Origin of the sequence: Nioella ostreopsis, from assembly GCF_004000255.1 — a bacterium.
GTDB lineage: Bacteria > Pseudomonadota > Alphaproteobacteria > Rhodobacterales > Rhodobacteraceae > Nioella > Nioella ostreopsis.
The window spans coordinates 63,398-81,943 of the sequence record NZ_RCIQ01000016.1 but is presented as its reverse complement, the minus strand read 5'-3'; the positions used below and the strand labels follow the sequence as shown (position 1 = coordinate 81,943).

General features: G+C 63.6%; 22 protein-coding genes. 8 read left to right on the top strand and 14 right to left on the bottom strand.

Features of this window, described 5'->3' with window-relative positions; all coding sequences use genetic code 11:
* Nucleotides 1–38: 38 nt before the first annotated feature.
* Genes EP237_RS16220 through dapE form a run of 3 tightly spaced genes read right to left on the bottom strand, consistent with a single transcriptional unit; the run spans nucleotide 39 to nucleotide 2,574 of the window.
* Nucleotides 39–779 carry a class I SAM-dependent methyltransferase gene (locus EP237_RS16220; RefSeq protein WP_127561951.1) on the bottom strand — a complete coding sequence of 247 codons (741 nt, stop codon included), beginning with the start codon at nucleotides 777–779 and terminating at the stop codon, nucleotides 39–41.
* Between the two features lie 56 nt (nucleotides 780–835).
* Entirely contained in the window at nucleotides 836–1,435 is a 600-nt protein-coding gene (locus tag EP237_RS16215) for a TIGR04282 family arsenosugar biosynthesis glycosyltransferase (RefSeq protein ID WP_420812529.1), read from the bottom strand.
* Complete coding sequence (gene dapE, locus EP237_RS16210) at nucleotides 1,432–2,574, bottom strand: succinyl-diaminopimelate desuccinylase (RefSeq protein ID WP_127561950.1); 1,143 nt, start codon at nucleotides 2,572–2,574, stop codon at nucleotides 1,432–1,434. Before dapE ends, EP237_RS16215 begins: the two co-directional genes overlap by 4 nt.
* Nucleotides 2,575–2,795: 221 nt before the next feature.
* Between dapE and EP237_RS16205 the strand changes: the two genes are divergently transcribed.
* Both EP237_RS16205 and EP237_RS16200 read left to right on the top strand, forming a co-directional pair.
* Entirely contained in the window at nucleotides 2,796–4,376 is a 1,581-nt protein-coding gene (locus EP237_RS16205) for a choice-of-anchor L domain-containing protein (protein ID WP_127561949.1), read from the top strand.
* A gap of 88 nt (nucleotides 4,377–4,464) precedes the next feature.
* Nucleotides 4,465–5,484, top strand: coding sequence for a Hint domain-containing protein (locus EP237_RS16200; protein ID WP_127561948.1), 1,020 nt, complete (start codon nucleotides 4,465–4,467; stop codon nucleotides 5,482–5,484).
* 6 nt (nucleotides 5,485–5,490) lie between these two features.
* Here EP237_RS16200 and gloA2 read toward each other — a convergent pair whose 3' ends face one another.
* Both gloA2 and EP237_RS16190 read right to left on the bottom strand, forming a co-directional pair.
* Entirely contained in the window at nucleotides 5,491–5,877 is a 387-nt protein-coding gene (gene gloA2 / locus EP237_RS16195) for an SMU1112c/YaeR family gloxylase I-like metalloprotein (protein WP_127561947.1), read from the bottom strand.
* Nucleotides 5,878–5,886: 9 nt separating this feature from the next.
* Entirely contained in the window at nucleotides 5,887–6,222 is a 336-nt protein-coding gene (locus tag EP237_RS16190) for a hypothetical protein (protein ID WP_127561946.1), read from the bottom strand.
* 86 nt (nucleotides 6,223–6,308) lie between these two features.
* Between EP237_RS16190 and EP237_RS16185 the strand changes: the two genes are divergently transcribed.
* Nucleotides 6,309–6,908, top strand: coding sequence for a Crp/Fnr family transcriptional regulator (locus EP237_RS16185; protein WP_127561945.1), 600 nt, complete (start codon nucleotides 6,309–6,311; stop codon nucleotides 6,906–6,908).
* 75 nt (nucleotides 6,909–6,983) lie between these two features.
* The gene (locus EP237_RS16180) at nucleotides 6,984–7,184 is read left to right on the top strand and encodes a YgaP family membrane protein (RefSeq protein ID WP_127561944.1); all 201 of its coding nucleotides are present in this window, start codon (nucleotides 6,984–6,986) and stop codon (nucleotides 7,182–7,184) included.
* Between the two features lie 74 nt (nucleotides 7,185–7,258).
* Here the strand turns inward: EP237_RS16180 and EP237_RS16175 are convergent, their stop codons facing one another.
* From EP237_RS16175 to dapD, 3 genes are all read right to left on the bottom strand, one after another.
* On the bottom strand, nucleotides 7,259–8,023 hold the full coding sequence (locus EP237_RS16175) for a YHYH protein (protein WP_164744736.1): 765 nt from the start codon (nucleotides 8,021–8,023) through the stop codon (nucleotides 7,259–7,261).
* A gap of 81 nt (nucleotides 8,024–8,104) precedes the next feature.
* The gene (locus tag EP237_RS16170) at nucleotides 8,105–8,356 is read right to left on the bottom strand and encodes a GlsB/YeaQ/YmgE family stress response membrane protein (protein WP_127561942.1); all 252 of its coding nucleotides are present in this window, start codon (nucleotides 8,354–8,356) and stop codon (nucleotides 8,105–8,107) included.
* A gap of 149 nt (nucleotides 8,357–8,505) precedes the next feature.
* Complete coding sequence (gene dapD / locus EP237_RS16165) at nucleotides 8,506–9,333, bottom strand: 2,3,4,5-tetrahydropyridine-2,6-dicarboxylate N-succinyltransferase (RefSeq protein WP_127561941.1); 828 nt, start codon at nucleotides 9,331–9,333, stop codon at nucleotides 8,506–8,508.
* Between the two features lie 160 nt (nucleotides 9,334–9,493).
* On the opposite strand from dapD, the gene EP237_RS16160 reads away from it, so the two are divergent.
* Nucleotides 9,494–10,339, top strand: coding sequence for an LOG family protein (locus tag EP237_RS16160; RefSeq protein ID WP_127561940.1), 846 nt, complete (start codon nucleotides 9,494–9,496; stop codon nucleotides 10,337–10,339).
* 12 nt (nucleotides 10,340–10,351) lie between these two features.
* Here the strand turns inward: EP237_RS16160 and EP237_RS16155 are convergent, their stop codons facing one another.
* Nucleotides 10,352–11,404 (bottom strand): sodium-dependent bicarbonate transport family permease, encoded by a 1,053-nt coding sequence (locus EP237_RS16155; protein WP_127561939.1) that lies wholly within the window; start codon nucleotides 11,402–11,404, stop codon nucleotides 10,352–10,354.
* Nucleotides 11,405–11,499: 95 nt separating this feature from the next.
* On the opposite strand from EP237_RS16155, the gene EP237_RS16150 reads away from it, so the two are divergent.
* Nucleotides 11,500–12,378 (top strand): LysR family transcriptional regulator, encoded by an 879-nt coding sequence (locus tag EP237_RS16150; protein ID WP_127561938.1) that lies wholly within the window; start codon nucleotides 11,500–11,502, stop codon nucleotides 12,376–12,378.
* On the opposite strand, the gene EP237_RS16145 is transcribed toward EP237_RS16150, so the two are convergent.
* The 4 genes from EP237_RS16145 to EP237_RS16130 form a co-directional block, all read right to left on the bottom strand.
* Nucleotides 12,365–13,246, bottom strand: a complete 882-nt coding sequence (locus EP237_RS16145; protein WP_127561937.1) for an esterase-like activity of phytase family protein — start codon at nucleotides 13,244–13,246, stop codon at nucleotides 12,365–12,367. The genes EP237_RS16150 and EP237_RS16145 overlap by 14 nt on opposite strands.
* On the bottom strand, nucleotides 13,216–14,139 hold the full coding sequence (gene mepA, locus EP237_RS16140; protein WP_127561936.1) for a penicillin-insensitive murein endopeptidase: 924 nt from the start codon (nucleotides 14,137–14,139) through the stop codon (nucleotides 13,216–13,218). Before mepA ends, EP237_RS16145 begins: the two co-directional genes overlap by 31 nt.
* Nucleotides 14,139–15,506 (bottom strand): MFS transporter, encoded by a 1,368-nt coding sequence (locus tag EP237_RS16135; RefSeq protein ID WP_127561935.1) that lies wholly within the window; start codon nucleotides 15,504–15,506, stop codon nucleotides 14,139–14,141. The genes mepA and EP237_RS16135 overlap by 1 nt, the downstream gene beginning before the upstream one ends.
* A gap of 69 nt (nucleotides 15,507–15,575) precedes the next feature.
* The gene (locus tag EP237_RS16130; protein ID WP_127561934.1) at nucleotides 15,576–16,106 is read right to left on the bottom strand and encodes an acyl-CoA thioesterase; all 531 of its coding nucleotides are present in this window, start codon (nucleotides 16,104–16,106) and stop codon (nucleotides 15,576–15,578) included.
* A 145-nt stretch (nucleotides 16,107–16,251) separates the two neighbouring features.
* Between EP237_RS16130 and EP237_RS16125 the strand changes: the two genes are divergently transcribed.
* On the top strand, nucleotides 16,252–16,539 hold the full coding sequence (locus EP237_RS16125) for a YggT family protein (protein WP_127561933.1): 288 nt from the start codon (nucleotides 16,252–16,254) through the stop codon (nucleotides 16,537–16,539).
* A gap of 61 nt (nucleotides 16,540–16,600) precedes the next feature.
* Here EP237_RS16125 and EP237_RS16120 read toward each other — a convergent pair whose 3' ends face one another.
* On the bottom strand, nucleotides 16,601–17,524 hold the full coding sequence (locus tag EP237_RS16120; RefSeq protein ID WP_127561932.1) for an aldo/keto reductase: 924 nt from the start codon (nucleotides 17,522–17,524) through the stop codon (nucleotides 16,601–16,603).
* 131 nt (nucleotides 17,525–17,655) lie between these two features.
* Here EP237_RS16120 and EP237_RS16115 point away from each other — a divergent pair, with 131 nt between their 5' ends.
* On the top strand, nucleotides 17,656–18,543 hold the full coding sequence (locus EP237_RS16115; RefSeq protein ID WP_127561931.1) for an AraC family transcriptional regulator N-terminal domain-containing protein: 888 nt from the start codon (nucleotides 17,656–17,658) through the stop codon (nucleotides 18,541–18,543).
* The last annotated feature ends 3 nt before the right edge of the window (nucleotides 18,544–18,546 follow it).

Here is an 18,546-nt window from a genome sequence, read left to right as displayed (position 1 = left end):
CACGGGCCAAGGGGCGCGTCATGCGGAAAACTGGGGGCTCAGGCGGCCTGCAGGTGCTTGGCGATGCGTTCCTGAAGGTCACGTCGCACCCGCGCCACAAACTCCTCCGGGTCATGGGCCAACGGGCCAAGCGCCTTCTTCGCAGGCTTGCGCAGCTTGCCGAATGCGATGCCGTAGAGGATCCCGGGCAGGAAGAAACTGGCAAATCGGGTGCCTTCGTCGCGCAGCAGCGTCTCGATATTCAGCAACGCGTCGAAGACGAGGTTGGAATCGTGGAACAGAACCACGCAATCCTTGGCCATGTATTTGCGAAGATTGAGGAAATCGCGGAAGACTGCGGTATTGGTTTGTTCGCCGTCGATCATGCCAAGCACATGGTCCGTGGGCACGTCGAAATCCTTCAGATCGCCCGCATCGCAATCATAGGTGCGCATCTTGGTCAGGCAGTCGATCGGCAGAACCCCCGCCAGCCCGTCAATCATCCGCTCCGTGGAATTGCCGTTGTAGACCGCGTCGCGGCCCCGTTCGTCGCGCAGCACTTCGGGGCGCAGATCGACCGAGGAAATGCGGGCGCAAGCCGGGTCCGCCAGATGTGGCACAAGGCTGCCCCCCAGATGCGAGCCGATCTCGATATAGCTGTAGTCGCCCACCTGTTCACGCAGGAAGTTCTGCACCGCCAGAAGCGTGCGCTTGTCCTTCTGGGTTGTCTGGCTCTTGATCTGGAAGACCGAGATATCGCCGTCCTGAATCCGTGAAAGAAGATCGTCCCTGTCGATCATAGCTGCCTCTTATCGGTTGCCGGGGTCTTTGGCCCCGTGACTGCTCTGGCGGAATCCTAGCGAATCGGATCGTTCACAGCAATCTTTCCGCGCAACAGGTCCTCTGCGCAGTCGACATCCGCCAACATGTCCACCTGTGCAATCCGCCGGTCGCCAAGGGTTGCCCTGCTGTCGGCCAGCGCATGCGGCCCGGACCAGCGCACCCCTTTCAGGAACCCCGGCGGGGCGGGGCGCGGGCCCAGACCGATCAGCCAATAGCCGCCATCGGGGGCGGGTCCGAATACGGCGTCATGGGTGGCCAAGGTCCGAAACGCACGCGCCAGATGAGCGCGGGTAACCCCCGGAATATCGCTGCCAATGACCAGAACCGGGCCGGGCAGCGCCAGAAGTCGCGCCATGCGTGCGCCGAGGTCGCCGCCACCCTGCGGGATGCGCGGCAGATCATCCGGCCAGATGCGACTGGCCAGCCCTTCCGCATCCGGGGACACCGCCAGAGCCAGATGCCAGCGCGGGTCGCGCAGCCGGCGCAGCAGGCGCGCGGACTGATGGCGATACCACCACGCCGCCGGAACCCGGCCGATCCCCTTTGCCAATCGTGTCTTGACCCGACCCGGGCGCGGTTCCTTCACCATCACGACGACGGTGGGGCAGATCATGTGGCGAAATAATCGCTCAGGATGCGGGCATAGATGCGTTTCAGCGCGTGGATATCCTCGATCCAGACCCGTTCATCCACCTGATGCATGCGGTGGCCGACAAGGCCAAACTCCACCACCGGACAGTGCGATTTGACGAAGCGCGCGTCGGAGGTGCCGCCGGTTGTGGACAGGACCGGGATCAGGCCGGTCTCGGTCGTCACGGCCTTGCTGACCAACTCGGACAGCTCCCCCGGCGGGGTCAGGAAGGCCTCGCCCGAGATCTTCACCTCCATCCCGATCTTCACCCCGGTTTCATCTGCCACCTTGTCGGCCTCGGCTTGCAGCCACTCCGTCAGGCTTGCGCCCGTATGGAGATCGTTGAACCGCAGGTTCACAGCCATCCGCGTTTCCGCCGGGATCACATTGGTCGCGGCATTGCCCGTGTCGATGGTTGTCACGGAACAGGTGGAGGGGTCGAAATGATCCGTCCCCTCATCCAGCACATGGGCGGACAGCCGGTGCGCCAGTAGGGCCACGGCGGGCATCGGGTTCAGCACCTTGTGCAGATAGGCCGAATGCCCCTGCTTGCCCTTCACGGTAAACCACGCGGACATGGAGCCCCTGCGCCCGATCTTGATCATGTCGCCGATGGTTTCCGGGCAGGTCGGTTCGCCGACGATGCAGGCGCTCATCTTCTCGCCCTCGGCCTCCATCCAGTCGAGCAGGGCAATGGTGCCGTCGGTCGAGGGGCCTTCCTCATCGCCGGTGATTGTCAGCACGATGGCCCCATCCGGCGGGGTGTCGCGCACGAAATCAATCGCCGCCGCCGCAAAGGCCGCGACACCCGATTTCATATCCGTCGCCCCGCGCCCGTAGAGCCAGCCATCCTCCTCCTCCGCGCCGAAGGGCGGGTGGGTCCAGGCGGCCGCATCGCCCACGGGCACCACATCTGTGTGGCCATTGAAGCCGAAGGTCCGGGCATGGCCCTTGTCGCCCCACCGGGCATACAGGTTCGACACCTCGCCTCGATCGACGCGAATGCAGGTAAACCCCGCCTCGGACAGAACCCGGTTCAGCAACACCAATGCGCCGCCTTCTTCCGGCGTGACCGAGGCGCAGCGCACCAGATCGGCGGTCAGTTTCTGCGGGTCGGTCATGGCCTGGCTCTCCTCATTCCGGGTGTCACAGCGATAGACTTGTGGCCCGCGGGACTCAAGTGCAGGGCGGAATGCGCAAGGGCTTAACTTGTGACAAGAACAGGGCTATTCTGCGACAAAACAAAGAAAGATGGGCATTATCGACGCAGAGAACGCACCAGCAGGCAGGTGCTTTCCCACGTATTCCGCGACGATCATGCCGATGAATTGGGGCGGAGCGCATGCCAGTCACGGCAAGTGAACTAACGATCGACCATCGGGCGACGGCCACTGAAATGGCCGAAACCATCTTTGGCGACGGTGTCACCGTTGTCAGCGCGTCCTATTCGGGCGACCGCAATTCCTCTGGCATCTGGTCCGATGGCGATACGACCTCCCCCAATGCCACGCCGTCCGATTCCGGTGTGATCCTATCCACCGGGCGGGTCCGCGACTTCACCAATTCCTCGGGCGATCCGAACGTCAGCACCAGCACCTCGACAGACACGCGTGGCGTCAACAACGATTCCGGTTTCAACGCACTGGCCGGGCGCAGCACCTATGACGCTGCCATCCTGGAGGCGGATTTCATCCCCGAGGGTGATACTCTGACGATGCAGTTCATCTTCGCATCCGAGGAGTACCCCGAATATGTCGGGTCGATCTTCAACGATGCGGTCGGGATCTGGATCAACGGGGTCGAGGTCGCCTCCCCCGTCTTCCAGATCGCCCAGATCAACAACGTCAACAACACGTCCAACGAAACGCTCTATGTCAGCAACACCGATGACAGCGCCAATACCGAGATGGACGGCTACACCGTGACCCTGTCGGTCACGATGACGGTTGACCCGAACCAGTTGAACACCATCCGGCTTGGCATCGCGGATGTTGGGGACAGCAGCTACGATTCCGCCATTCTGATTGCGGCGGACTCGGTGCAGGGGCGTGTCTTCGCCAATGACGATACTGCCACGTTTTCCGGCTACGGGGATATCTCTGTCGATGTGATCGCCAACGATCAGGCCGCGAACACGATGGTGGTCACGCATATCAACGGGCAGGCCGTCAATGTCGGCGACACGGTGACGCTCAGCAACGGGTTTGACGTAACGCTTCAGGCTGACGGGACCCTGCTGGTCGAGGCGCCCACCGGCTACACGCCCCCGACGACGCCCGAGGATTTCACCTTCTCCTACACGGCCGCGGCAGGCGGCGGGAACGGCATCTCCGACACTGCTTTCGTCACCATCACCACGATCCCCTGTTTCGTGGCGGGCACCCGGATTCGCACGGACCGGGGCGATATCCCGGTCGAGGCGCTGCGCGTCGGCGACCTTGTGGAAACCCGCGATAACGGGTTGCAGCCCATCCGCTGGATCGGCAATCGCACGGTTGAGGCCACCGGCAAGTTCGCCCCCATCGTCATCGAACGCGGCACCATGGGGTTCCACGACACCCTTGTTCTGTCGCCGCAGCACCGGGTTCTGGTCAGTCACCACATGGCGGAACTGCTGTTTGGCGAGGATGAGGTTCTGATTGCGGCAAAGGATCTGGTCAACCAATGCTCGATCTGGGTCCGCGAAGGCGGCACGGTGGACTATTTCCACCTGCTCTTTGACGAGCATCAGATCATCTGGTCCGAGGGGTTGCAGACCGAAAGCTTTCATCCCGGACCTGTGACCCTGTCGGGCTTTGACGATGCCGTGCGGGAGGAGATCATCTCACTTTTCCCGGATCTGGACCTGACGACAGGCCACGGCTACAGCGCATCGGCCAGACCCAGCCTGCGCAGCTTTGAGGCCGCGGCCCTTTTCGGCTGAGCCACATTCTTTTCACATTTCCGAACGACTTCGGCCCCAACTCCACGGATATTGTCCAATCCAGTGGAATAAGGGGCATTGTTTCGGCATGAGCTGGCTGGCGATCTGGGATGGACGGAAACTGACGCATTTCGATGCGCGGGCGCGCATGGCGGACCTGTCCCATGGCACGGTCCGGTTCGAGATGAGCCTTCGCGGGGAGCTTCAGGTTCCCGTCATCCTCTGGCAGGGCCGCACCGGAACCGCCCGTGATCTGCGTATCATCTGCCGCCCGAATGGCACGGTCTGCGTGGAACAGGGCGCGTTCCTGTTTGAGACCGACGCGGGCTTTCTGTTTTCCCGCGAACCCTTGCTGCTGCACTATTCCTGGGACCGGTTGGGAAAGACCGGCCAGCTCGTCCTAAGCAATGGCCAGACCGGCAACAGCATCACCGCGAATCCTGGCAGCATTGCCCCCAACAGCCTGGCCGAGATCGTGCCGGAAACCCCCGGCCCGATGGTTTCGGTTGCTTATGCGGGCGTCGCCAATCACCCGCTGCCGAACCAGCCGCTGCCCGGCATCGCAGGCGATACCCGCGTTCAAACCCCGACTGGTCCGATGCGCGTCGCGGACCTGCAACCGGGCATGTGCATCCTGTCGCAAAAAGACGAGGAACAGACTGTCCGCTGGATCGGCCAGACCGATCTGCTGGCCCGCGGCCCCTCTGCCCCGATCCGCCTACGCGCACCCTATTTCGGGCTGAGCGAAGACATCACCGTTTCCCGCAACCAGAGGCTTCTGCTGGCCGGCAGCGAAGTGGAATACCTGTTCGGAGAAGAGCAGGTGCTGGCCCGCGTCGAGGATATCCGCCGCGCCAGCGCCGCGCAGATCTGCCTCGAACGGCCAATGGTCACCACCTATCACGTGCTGCTGGACGATCACGATTGCCTGCTGGCTGGCCGCTGCGCGCTGGATACGGCCCTGTTGGCGGATGTGCTGGAAGCGACTGGAAGATCCTCCGCCCGTCTGGCGGAGCCGGATCGCATTCCGGCCTGGACCGTGATCGACCGCGCCGGGGCGCAGGCCTATCTGGGGATGCTGGCCCAGAACCGGTCCTTCGCAGCCTGACGCATTTTATCCGTCTTCGTACAGCTCCAACGGTAGCCCATCCGGGTCGCTGAAAAAGGCAAACGCGCGGCCCGTCAGATCGTCGACACGGATCGGCTCGACCGCGATACCCTGCGCCTCCAGCCAGTCAATGGCAGCCGCCACATCCGCAACCCGAAACGCCAGATGCCGCAAGCCCTGCGCCTCGGGATAGGAGGGCCGGGCGGGGGCGCCAGGAAAGCTGAACAGCTCAATCTGCGATCCATCGGGGAGCGCGAGGTCCAGCTTCCACGATTGCCGCTCGGCCCGGAACGTCTCGGCCACAACCTGCAACCCAAGTATATCCACGTAGAACGCCCTGGACCGCGTGTAGTCCGAGCAGATGATCGCAGCGTGATGAATGGCCTGCAACATCGGCTGACCCTAGTCGTCCCCGTCGCCGAAATACGGGGTCATCTGCGCCACGATGACAGAGTTTTCATCCGCCGCGCGTTGCATCAGGGCAATCTCCTCGTCGGGGATCTCGTGGCCCAGGTCACGTCGTTCGTCCAGCGTGCCGTAGCCCTGAACATCCAGCGGCGCCAGATCCGCCTGTTTCAGGATCGCCACGGTTTCGCGCACCGCCTCGGCCTCATCCACGCCCGAGGCATAGACCATCAGCCCCGCGCCGGTCGCGCCCTTGGGCAAGCCGTCACCGGTCTTGCGGCCAACCTCGACCACAAGCGTATAGACCTGTTGCTGTTTCTTTTCCTTTGCCATGCCCTGCGCCTAGCCCCCTGGACGCGCCCGGTCAAGCCGCGCCATCGGCATTGACGCGGGCCGCGCTTCGTTTCATCCCTGAAGGCATGACTGACCTGCGCCGCCGCATCGCCTTTCCCAAGGGCACTGTCCTGTTCCAGCCCGGTCAGGCCTGCCCCGGTCTGGTGCTGCTGGACAAGGGGACGATCAAGGTCACGCTGACCGCCGCCAACGGGCGCGAAGTGGTTCTGTATCGCGTCAGCCCCGGCGACATGTGCCTGCAAACCTTCTCCTGTCTGGTCGAGGGCCGAACCTATTCCGCCGAGGGTGTGGCCGAAACCGATCTGGAGGGCGAGCTGGTGCCGCCCGACCGGTTCCGAACCCGGCTGGAAACCGACCCGGCCTTCCGTGACCTGGTGTTTTCGGCTGTCGCCAACCGCTTCGGGGAATATGAACGGCTGATCGAGGAGGTGGCCCTGACCGGCTTTGACGCGCGGCTGGCGCGGGTGCTGCTGCGGCTGGCGGATGGTGCGGGCGAGGTCCATGCCTCTCACAACGCGCTGGCGGTTGAGACTGCCTCTGGCCGGGCCTTCGTCAGCCGCCGCATGGCGGAGATGGCGCGCGCGGGGCTGGTGGAACAGCATCGCGGCGGGGTCAGGGTGCTGGACCGCACAGGGCTGGAACGGATTGCCGCAGAGGAACGGTGACTCTGTCACCGCCGTCTGCCCGGCAGTGGCGCTACACTCCCCCCATATCGCAAGCCTCTTGAAAGGAGACGCGCCATGCCTCGCAACGAAGGTAATCTCGACCGCGCCCTGCGCATCATCGCGGGCATCGTTCTTATCGCCCTGGTCTTTGTCGGGCCGCAGACCAACTGGGGCTGGATCGGCATCGTGCCGCTGGCCACCGGCCTTGTGGGCTTCTGCCCGCTCTATCGCATCCTCGGCCTGAACACCTGCCCGCTGTCACAGCGTCAGGGCTGAACAGAAATCCCCCGCCTTCGGAGCATGGAAGGCGGGGGATCATCATGGACCGTGCTGTTCAGGGACAGTGGGGCTCAGCGCCGGCCCATGAAATCGCTGCTGACGGAGCCATGAAAGCAGCGGGGGAAAAACGGATAGGTGTCGGTGGCGAAATAGGTCAGCGTGCCATTAACCACGGCGGCGTTGCATTCATCCAGATTGCCACTGCCCGCGATATAGACCCAGTCTTCCTCATAGGTGCCGTCATAGGCCCCGTATGGCGCGGTATCCCGCGTGCCGTCACGCAGCTGCCAGCCGGATTGCGCACCGTCGCCGATATAATGGATCTCGAACCCATCCGCGGCCCAGCCGATCAGGCTGCCGGATTGCGACCCAACAAGGCTCTCTGACACGCCGTGATAGTGGTAGAGGCCCCGGTGATCCACATGGGCGTTCTCGGCATCCATCCCCAGCATGTCCGCAGCCCCCATCCCCTCCAGCCGCCATCCCGATGAGGGATCGCGCGAAAAGCCGCGCGGGCTGCTGGCATCGTAGAAATCGGCCGTGCCGGGGCGGAACAGAATACCGGTGACCGACACGCCTGAGCTTTGGACATTTCCGGTGATCCGACCCGTGTCTTCGGGTTCCGCATCGACACAGACACGGGTGGTCTGTTCAGAGAAACTGTTGGGATTGCCCGGGTTCGGAAAGCGTCCAATGTCGTGGTTCGGGCTGGAATTGGAGGTGACGCAAAGCCGGTCGCCCTCCAGTCGGATATCCACTTCGTTCTCATGGGCCTCACCGGCCTGCACCCACAGGCCAAGCCCGAGGGCCAGGGTCAGTAACAGGGCTTTCCACATCGCGCGTCCTCCTCGGCTGTTCATGCCGGGTAACACGCGAAGGTTGCGCCCTTCCGTCGAAATTTTTTGGACTGAGGACGCTTAGCGCCCGCGCAATTGCCGCGCGCCCCAGATGATCAGGCAGGCCCCGGCAAAGCCGACAAGCCCTTGCGAGATCCAGGTGGGCGAGGCGTTGATCCCGACCAGCCGCAGCAGGAAATTTGCCACGATGGCCCCGACGATCCCGAGGATCACATTGGCGACCAACCCGGTATTGGCCCGCATGAACGTGCTGGCGATCCAGCCTGCCAAACCGCCCACGACAATCGCCGCGATCCATCCCAATCCTTGCATTCCAGACGCTCCAAATCGTTTCGATGCGGGAAGATTAGCACAAGGGTGCGATCGGGCTGCACGGAAAATCTCGGGCGGGGGACGCGTTTTCGAAAACGCGTTTGAAAGGCGCTTTGAAGCGCCTTCCACCGCCCGGCCAAACCGTCGGATCAGTCCCGAAGCAGCTCGTTGATGCCGGTCTTGGACCGGGTCTGCTCGTCCACCCGCTTCACGATCACGGCGCAATAAAGGTTGATCCCGTTCTTCGACGGCATGGACCCGGCCACGACCACCGAATAGGGCGGCACCTCGCCATAGGTCACGCTGCCGGTTTCACGGTCCACGATCTTGGTGGACTTGCCGATGAAGACCCCCATGCCGAGGACGGAGCCTTTGCGCACGATGCAGCCTTCCACCACCTCGGAGCGCGCGCCGATGAAGCAATTGTCCTCGATGATGGTGGGGCCTGCCTGCATCGGTTCCAGCACGCCGCCGATCCCGACGCCACCGGACAGATGCACGTTCTTGCCGATCTGCGCGCAGCTGCCCACGGTGGCCCAAGTGTCGACCATGGTGCCGCTGTCCACATAGGCGCCCAGATTCACGAAGGAGGGCATCAGAACCACACCGGGCGCGATATAGGCCGATTTGCGCACCACGCAGTTGGGCACCGCACGGAAGCCCGCCGCGCCCCATTCATTCTCACCCCAGGTGGCCCATTTGCTGTCGACCTTGTCCCACCAGCTGCCGCCCTGGGCGCTGCCGGACTGCATTTCCATATCCTTAAGGCGGAAGCCCAGAAGAACCGCCTTCTTGGCCCACTGGTTCACATGCCAGTCGCCGCTGTCCTGCCGTTCAGCGACGCGCAGGCTGCCGCTGTCGAGAGCGTTCAGCGTATCCTCGATCGCGTCGCGGGTTTCGCCGGTGGTGGCGGGGGTGATCTGGTCGCGTGCGTCCCAGGCGGCTTCGATGGCTGCTTCCAGCTGAGCGTTGGACATTGGTCCCTCCGAAATGTCTTGGTCCCGGGCGCTATATCGGACGGGGGGCGTCGGCTCAATCAGCAATAACACCTCTCACATCCCTGCGATGACGGGTTTCCTCCCCCTACTGCTCAAGGTAGCGTCGGACCCTGGCCCAGGACCGAAAGGAAACCATCCAATGAACGACGACGCCCGCGACGGGCTGTTCCGCGACGCCCATACCGATATCGAAACCGCCCGCCATGTGCCGGATACGCCCCAGACCCGCGCCCCGGCCTATCAGCTGGCCTTTACCGATGACGATTTCATGTGCCGGGACGAACTGCGCCCGGTGCGGTTGCAGCTGGAATTGCTGAAGCCGCAGATGATCATGGATGAATACGGCGTTGAATCGACCATCGTGATGTTCGGCGGCGCCCGCATCCCCGAACCGTCCAAGGCCGAAAGCGCGCGCACCCAGACCCTCAAAGACCTGTCGAAATACTATGACGAGGCCCGCAAATTCGCCCAGATTGTCACCGAACGCAGCCTCAACAACGGCCAGCACGACAACATCATCGTCACCGGCGGCGGCCCCGGCGTGATGGAGGCGGGCAGCCGTGGCGCGGCCGAGGCGGGGGGCATTTCCATCGGGCTCAACATCGTGCTGCCGCATGAACAGGCGCCCAATGAATACGTGACGCCCGACCTGTGCTTCAACTTCCACTACTTCGCCATCCGCAAGATGCATTTCCTGATGCGGGCCAAGGCGATCACCATCTTCCCCGGCGGGTTCGGCACGCTCGACGAGATGTTCGAAAGCCTGACCCTGATCCAGACCGGCCGGATGGAACGGGTGCCGTTCCTGCTGTTCGGCCGTGCCTTCTGGGAAAAGATCATCAACTGGGAGGCTCTGGCCGACGCGGGCACGATCAGCCCTGAAGACCTTGACCTCTTCCGCTTTGTCGAAACCGCGGAAGAGGCCGTGGAGATCATAGATAGCTGGGGCGACACCGCGCGCCGGGGCGATATTCCGGGGCGCTAGGCCGCCCCGGCATCACCAGCCGATCACAAGTTCGGCCAGCGCGATCCACGCCGGGATGCTGAGAATGGCGACCGGCGTGCCCAACCCCGTGGACGTGCCCACATAGGCCGAGGGGTTGGCCTCTGGCAGCGCGCCGCGCAGGGTCGGCGGGCCGGAAATGTCAGAGCTTGAGGAGGCCATGACCGCCAGCAGCACCACGCCCCCGGCAGAGAACCCGGTCAGCTCATGCGCGATCATCCCCGCGCCAAAGCCGATGGCCCCATGCAGCAGCGGCCCGGCGATCCCGTAGAGGATATAGGCATGCGCCACCCGCTTGAGTTCCGCCAGCCGGGCCCAGGCCTCCATCCCCATGACGAGCATCAGGATCGACAGGAAGCCCCGGAAGAGCGGTTCATAGAAGCCGTGGAAGACCGAGTCGGCGTTGGCCAGCAACCCGATCATCAGCCCCAGCAGCAGCGCGGAAATCGCCGGGCTCCGGAACGTGTCGGTCAGGATGTCGCCCAACATGCCCTTGTCCAGCCCGTCGATTTGCGCGCCACCCCCGCCAAGCGCGACGGTCCCGCCACCGGTGGCCACCGCCTTGCGCGCCACGCTGACCCGCGCCAGCACGATGGCCGTGACAAGTGCGGCGATGTCCATGAACGGGTAAAGCGCGCCGATGAAGCCTTCGTAGGGGATCTGCTGTTCATCCAGCATCACCATCCCGGCGGCGAGGGTGGAGGCAGAGACCGCCCCGAACAGCCCCGCCGTCGCCAGCCCGTCCACTTTCGACACGCCGTTCAGCCGAGCCAGTGTCCGGCTGCCGATCAGCACGATGGCGATGCCGATCAGCATGGCCAGCACCCCGGGCACGATCAGCGCCCAGAAATCCGCCTCGCGCACCGATATTCCGGCGCTGAGACCAACCTTCAGCAGCAGCACCAGCACGATGAACTTGTAGACCGCGTCGGGCACCGTCAGGCGGCTGCCAAGCGCGGCGATCAGAAGCCCGCCCAGCAGGAAGGCGAGCGTGGGGTTGCGCAACTGTTCGAGGATCGTTGCGGCGATGGTTGCGATCAGGTCCATGGCATATCCCTCCGTTTGGATCTGGGCTTGGCTACCGCTGTCAGATAGAAATAAAAAATATATCTTTTTTCTGATATCGTTCTATTTTCTAGAACATGGGCCCGCTCAACTATCATCATCTGCGCTATTTCCGCGAGGTCGCCCGCCAAGGCCATCTCGGTCGCGCGGCCGAGCGGCTGAACCTCTCGCAATCCGCCATGTCGATTCAGATCAGGCAGTTGGAGGATCGGCTCGGCCACAAGCTGTTTGATCGGGTCGGGCGGCGGCTCGACCTGACGGAGGCGGGGCGCATCGCGCTCGATCATGCGGAGCGGATTTTCACCGCGGGCGAAGACCTCGTGGCCACGCTGAACCGCACCAACACGACCAATCCGCCACTCCGTGTCGGTGCGCTCTCCACCCTGTCGCGCAACTTCCAGCTTCAATTCCTGCGCCCCGCGCTGGCCGACAACTGCGACGTGTCGCTAAGGTCGGGCAACACGCGCACCCTGCTGGCCGATCTCGCGGCGCTGGCGCTTGACGTGGTGCTGACAACCGAGGTTCCGGCCAGCGATCAGGGCACCGACTTCGCCGCGCAGCGCCTTGCGGAACAGCCTGTGCAGCTTCATGGCCAGCCCGAGCGGCTGCGTCACGGATCGCTCCGCGCGCTGCTTGAAACCGAACCGCTGATCTTGCCCACGGAGAACACCATTCGCGCGGGCATGGATAACCTTCTGGCCCGGCTTCAGGTCAACCCGCGCATCGCTGCCACGGTGGATGACATGGCCATGGTCCGCCTGCTGGCGCGCGAGGGTGTGGGGCTGGCCGTCGCCCCCGCAGTGGTTCTTGCCGATGAGATCGCCAGTGGCCGCATCGCCACGGCCCCCTTCGACCTCGGCATTGCAGAGCCCTTCTACGCTGTCACCGTGCCGCGCCAGTTCCCGCACCCGGCGTTGGCAAGCCTTCTGGCCACCGGCGGCGTCACTCCAGAATGATTTCAACCAGTTCCGTTGGCAGGATCGGGCTGAAATTGTCGTCCGACACCATGCTGGCCACCAGCCTGCCCTGCCCGTCGCGCCAGACGCTCAGCCCTTCGAGATTAGAGAACCCGCCATGGGGTGATTGCCAGATCACCTCGCCCCCGGCCATGCCCTCCGCCGTCACCTCGAAGCGGCGGATGTGATTGGCGAATCCAAAGAGCAGGCTGAAATCCCGCTCCAGCAGGTAGAACCGGCTCCGGTCATCGAAATCCGCCCCGACGGGCAGGAACCGCCCCACGCGCGGGATGGTCCAGCTCTCGTCCCACGCCCCGTTGGCGTAGCGAAACAGCGGGAAATCCGCATCCCAATCGCCCGACCGTTCCGGCAGGGTATAGAGCATCCCTTCGGCATCTACCGCCAGTGCCTCCAGCGAGGCATTGGGCTGCAACGCGGCAAACCCCTCTGCGGCGGGCAGAATCGTGTCGCCATGGGCGTGATGCAGCGTTACGCGGTGATCGCCTTCAAACGACAGGAACATCCGGCCATCTTCCGCAATCGCCAGCCCCTCGCTGTCCCGTGCCGCCCGACCCCCGCGATAGCCGTCCCTCGCATTCAACAGTTCCGGCTCGGCCAGGGCCAGCGCCACCACGCGCCCGGCCCCGTTGCGGGTGATCTGCCCCCGGATCAGCGCGCCGCGATCCGACAGCGCAACGAGTCCGGCACCACCATCGGTGATTTCCACCGCTGACAGCCCGCCGACCATCGGGTGTGCCGATCGGATCGAGAAGGCCCCGAGCAGACCCGGTTCCTGCGCAAAGGCGGTAAGGGTGATCCCCGCGGCCAGGGCCGCCGTCAGGGCGAGCTGACCAGAACGCGGCTGCATTGGTTCGGCAAATCGCTCAGCATGATTTCCCCGCGCACTGGGGGTGGACGGTTCGGATCGGGCTGCGGGGGCGGCGGATTGAGGATATTGCGCTGCCAGGCCCGCGCCTCGTCACAGCCGTCGCCCGGCGGCGGCGCAACCTGTTCGACGCAATCGGGCGATCCGTCGGGGCAGTGTAGGCGCACATGGAAATGATAGTGATGCCCGTGCAGGGGCCGGATCTGGCGCAGATAAGAGCGGTCGCCGGTTTCGTTGTCACACATCCAGACCTTGGCGCCGGGAAAGACGAAAATACGCGCCACGCGCGGATCGCTCGCTGCCTCTCGCAGCAGGTGCCAGTGCTGCGCGGTCCAGTTCTCGCCCACATAGGCCCCGCGCGCGCGGCGGGTGGAAATCGACGACAGGCTTTCTCGCTCTGCCTCGGTCAGGTCCAGCCGGGCGGGCGGCAGCATCCAGATATCGGCGTCCAGCCCGGACTGGTGGCTGGCGTGCCCGGTCAGCATCGGCCCGCCACGCGGCTGCGCCATGTCGCCCACATAAAGCCCCTCCCACCCCGGCAGGGTCGCCGCGAAGCGGGACAGGTCCTGCACGAAGTCGAGCATTTCGGGATGCGCCCAGTTGCGGTTGCGGCTGAGCCGCATGGCCTGCCATGTCGGGCCGGTTTCGGGCAGTTCCTCCGCCCCCTGGATACAGCCCCGCGCATAGCCGCCATAGACTCGCGCCTGCCCATCGGATGAATCCAGCAGGTGACCGAACAGTCGCCGCGCCGGGGTCGCGCTCATGGTGCTGAGCGTCACCCGCTGTTCCTGGTTCAGCGGCGGGTCCGGGCTGTCCCCGGCACAGGAGGACAAGGCAATCGCACAAAATCCGGCAAACAGGGCGCGTCGTAGCATCAGGCGCTTTCTCCGTTGGGTTTCACCCAAATCAGCATGATCAATCCAATGCAGAATAGCGCAATCAGCGGGGTGATCCCAAGCCTTTGATTATTGGTGATATCCGTGGTCACTGCAATCATCCACGGTGCGAGGAAGGTCGTGGCCTTCCCCGACAGGGCATACAGCCCGAATGCCTCGGTCATGCGTTCCGGATTGGCCTGCTTGGTCAGCATGTTGCGGCTGGCCGACTGCACAGCCCCGCCCGCAGCACCGATCAGCAGACCGGCCACATAGAACAGCACGTCGGGCAGCGAAGACCCTTCCGCGACGGGCATGCCGAACACCGCCTCGGGCGACAGGCCCACGATCAGGCAGGCGGTGAAGATCAGTACCACGCAGCAGACCACGATCACCGGCATCGGTCCGAACCTGCGGTCGGCCAGCCCGCCGATCCACGCAAAGACCGCACCCGAGATGGCGGCGAGGATACCGAAGATGCCAACCTCCATGATCGACCAGTCCAGCACGCCAAGCGCATAGATGCCGCCGAACGTATACATCCCGTTGAGCGCATCGCGGTAGAACATCGAGCTGCCGAGATAGGCCAACAGGCTGGGATGGCGAGGCAGCCCCTTGATGGTCTGCCACAGGTCGCGCAACCCCTCACCGATCCGGTAATGGGCGCCCTCATGCGGGGGGGCTTCCTTCACCCACAGGAAGAAGGGGATCATGAACACCGCATACCACAGCGCCGTCAGCGGCCCCACGACGCGGGTATCGGCCCCGGTCGCGGGATCGAGGCCCAACAGAGGCTCCAACCCCAGCATCGTGCGGCCTTCGTCGCCCGCCTGAAAGAACACCAGCATGATCGCCAGAGCCACCACGCCGCCGACATAGCCGAAGCCCCAGCCCGACCCGGAAATCCGGCCCAGTTCCTCTTTCGGGCCCATGGTCGGCAGATAGGCATTGGTGAAGATCGTGGCGAATTCCATCCCGATCAGGCCCATGCCGAAGAACACCAGCGCCCAAGTGGCCGAGAAATCCTCAGGCGCGGTATACCAACAGCCCCAGGCCCCGACGACATAAAGCGCCGAGAAAATCCAGATCCACGGCATCCGCCGCCCCGACGTGTCCGCGACGCTGCCCAGGATCGGGGCCAGCAGCGCGATCATCAATCCGGCAATGGTCAGACCGTAGCCCCACAATGCCTGCGCCTGCGCCTCGGCCGCCTGCTCGCCCATGCCATTGGCCATGAAGGCCTCGGCGGCGGTCTGGCCGAAATAGGGGCCAAAGATGAAGGTCAGCATCAGCGTGTTATACGGCTGGCTGGCCCAGTCGAAGAAGTACCAGCCCCAGATGCGTTTTTTCAGTGTAACGTCCGCCATGTCCCGCCCCTCATGTCCCGTGCAGGCAGAATTCAGACATTGGGGGAGTTTGGCAATGAAAAAGGCAGATTACCTTGAAGGCGGCCAAGGCCGAACCGCATCCGCGTCGATCCAGGCCTGCACCCAAGCCGGCATGGGGGGCGATCTCGGATCGATCCCCAGCGCCTCTGTCACCCGGTGCATTGGGACGATCCCGTTCCCGTCGGTCACGGCAGAGCGATAGACGATCTGGTTGCAGCAGGTCTGCCCCTTCCACATGCTCTGTTCCAGATAGAGGAAGCGGTCATCCCAGCCGACCACGCGACTTTGCATCTCGACCCGCTCAAACGTTCTGATCCGCGCACGATAACGCACCGAGGCCCCCGCCATCGTCATCCCCCAGCGCTGTTTCCGCAGCACGTCGATCAACCCGGTGCGGCGGGCCAGAGGGATCCGGCCAAGGTCATAGAAGGTCAGCGTGCGCCCGTTGTTCAGTTCCATCCACAGGTCGATATCCCATGGCCAGCATCGGTGATGGCTGACATGGGTGCCGGTAATCGGCAGGGGCGGTGCGGTACGGATCACCGCCAGCTGATAAAACATGCGGGCAACGGGGTACATCGGCGAAACCTTGCAATCAGACGAGCCAGCGCCACAGACCCCCCTGCGTCGCCGGCGTCAACATGCGCCGTTGCGTCATGCCCTTGCCAATGCCGACCTGCCCCCTTACCTGTGGGCTGGTTTCGAGCAAAGGAAAGCGCCCGCCATGCTGTCGATCATCCAGATCCTGCTGATGTTGATCAGCGTCGCCAAGTTCATCATCATCGCCCATATCATCATGAGCTGGCTGATCAATTTCGGCGTCCTGAACATGCACCAGCCGCTGGTGGCGCAGATCTGGCGCGGGTTGAACCAGTTGCTGGAACCAATCTACGGCCCGATCCGCCGGATGCTGCCCGCCATGGGTGGGCTCGACCTTGCACCGCTGATCGTGATCCTCGGCCTTTTTGCCGCAGAAATCCTGATCCGCAACAACGCGGTCTATTTCATCTGAGGTCTTTCTGCCGGACCTGAATGGCCCGGCTGCATCACAGCGGGGGGCAGAGCCCCCGCGCCTACCCCATGTCGCGCGGATCGCCCGTCGCCCAAGCCACCCCGTCACCCCGGTCCATCGCGGCCATCATGTCCATGTCTTGCCGCGAAATCTCGAAGCTGAACAGATCGAGGTTCTGTTTCATGCGATCCGCGTTCGTGCTTTTTGGCAAAACGGGGAACCCGCTTTGCACGCCCCATCGCAGCAACAATTGCGCTTCAGAGACGCCGTAGCGGGCAGCCATCGTCTTGAAGGGCGACTCTGCGCTTTGGCTGTCGGCCTTCATCTCTTCCGTCTTGGCAGAGCTTTGCCCCGGCTCTGCCCGCCAGGTCGACAGCGGCACCAGAGAGCTATAGGCGATCGGCAAGATGCCCTCGGCCCGCAGGAAGGCAACAAGATCGGGCTTCTGCGACCACGGGTGCAGTTCGATCTGGTTCGCCTCGGGCATTGGCAGACCGGCGGCGCGGATTTCTTCGATATGTGCCTCGGTATAGTTGCTGACACCAATGGCCCGCACCATCCCCTCGGTCTTCAGGTCGCACAGTGCCTGCCATTGTTCCACCCGCTTGTCCGCACCAGAGGGCGCGTGGATCAGGTAGAGGTCGATCACATCCAGGCCGAGCGCCGTGCGGCTGGCCTCGAAGGCCGCGCGCGTCTCGTCATATCCCTTTGGCGGATCTCCCCAGGCGGCATTCCCGGGCCACAGTTTGGTTGTCACGAACAGGTCGTCGCGAGACAGACCGGCGCGGGCGATCCCGTCCGCAATCCCGGCCCCGACTCCGGCCTCGTTGTGATAACCGGCTGCCGTGTCGATATGGCGGAAGCCGACAGATATCGCATCGGCAACAACGCCCGCCGCGTCATCGTCGGCAATCAGGTATGTGCCAAAGCCGACGGCGGGTATGTGGATGTCACCAAGTGCAAAGCGTGACTGGAGGGGTGTCATATCAGGTCTCCTCTTTGTTGAGCTGACCTTATGGGCCCGTTGAAAACCGTGCTTGCCTGATAATCCAAACGATTTGTCAAATCCTGCGAAGGTCGTAGATTTTCCACCAAGGCGCCGGATTGTCTGTCATTATGAGACGAGGAGGTTGCACAATGCGAGAGACAGGGATCGATTCCCTTATTCAGAGGCTAAAAGGCGCAGACAAACGGGCGTTCCCGGGGGGTGTTTTCCCCGTGAAAGAGTCGCAACCACGGCTCATCGAGGCTAGTGTCTACAACCCAGTCATTTGCCTGATCCTTCAAGGGTCGAAAGAAACGACAAGCCACAGGGGCACCGTACATCTTGCGGAAGGGGACATGCTGGTCGTGTCCCATGATACGCCGGTAACGGCCCGGATCATACAGGTGCCGTATCTGGCACTGATCATGCCCATTGACCTGACGCGGATCCGGTCGCTTGCGGACAGCCTGCCGGAACTTCCTTCGCCGGATCCCACCGGAACCGGGGTCATGCGATCTGCCGTTGCAGACAAGGCCCTGTTGCAGACGCTTGAACGGCTGCTTGCACTGGAACCGGGATCTGCCGATGACAAGGTCCTGACACCCCTGCTGTTGACCGAACTGCACTATCGCCTGCTCATGTCGCCCGCCGGGGGGATGCTGCGCCGGCTGCTGTCGCCCACCAGTCAGGAAAGCCGGATTGCGCGTGTCGCGTCCCTGATCCGGCGCAACTATGCACACCCCCAGCGCCTGCCTGATCTGGCGCGTGAGGCGGGGATGGGACAATCGGCCTTCCATCAGCATTTCAAGGCGCTGACGGGAACCACACCCTTGCAGTTCCAGAAGGATGTGCGCCTGTCAGAGGCGCTCCGCCTGTTGGAAGAGGGCACGCAATCGGTCACGCAGGTGGGCTTCGCCGTAGGCTATGAAAGCCCCGCTCAGTTCAGCCGTGAATTTTCGCGCCGGTTTGGACGGCCCCCGCAGCAGGTGCTGAAGCAACCGCTGTCTGCCGCAGAATAGCGA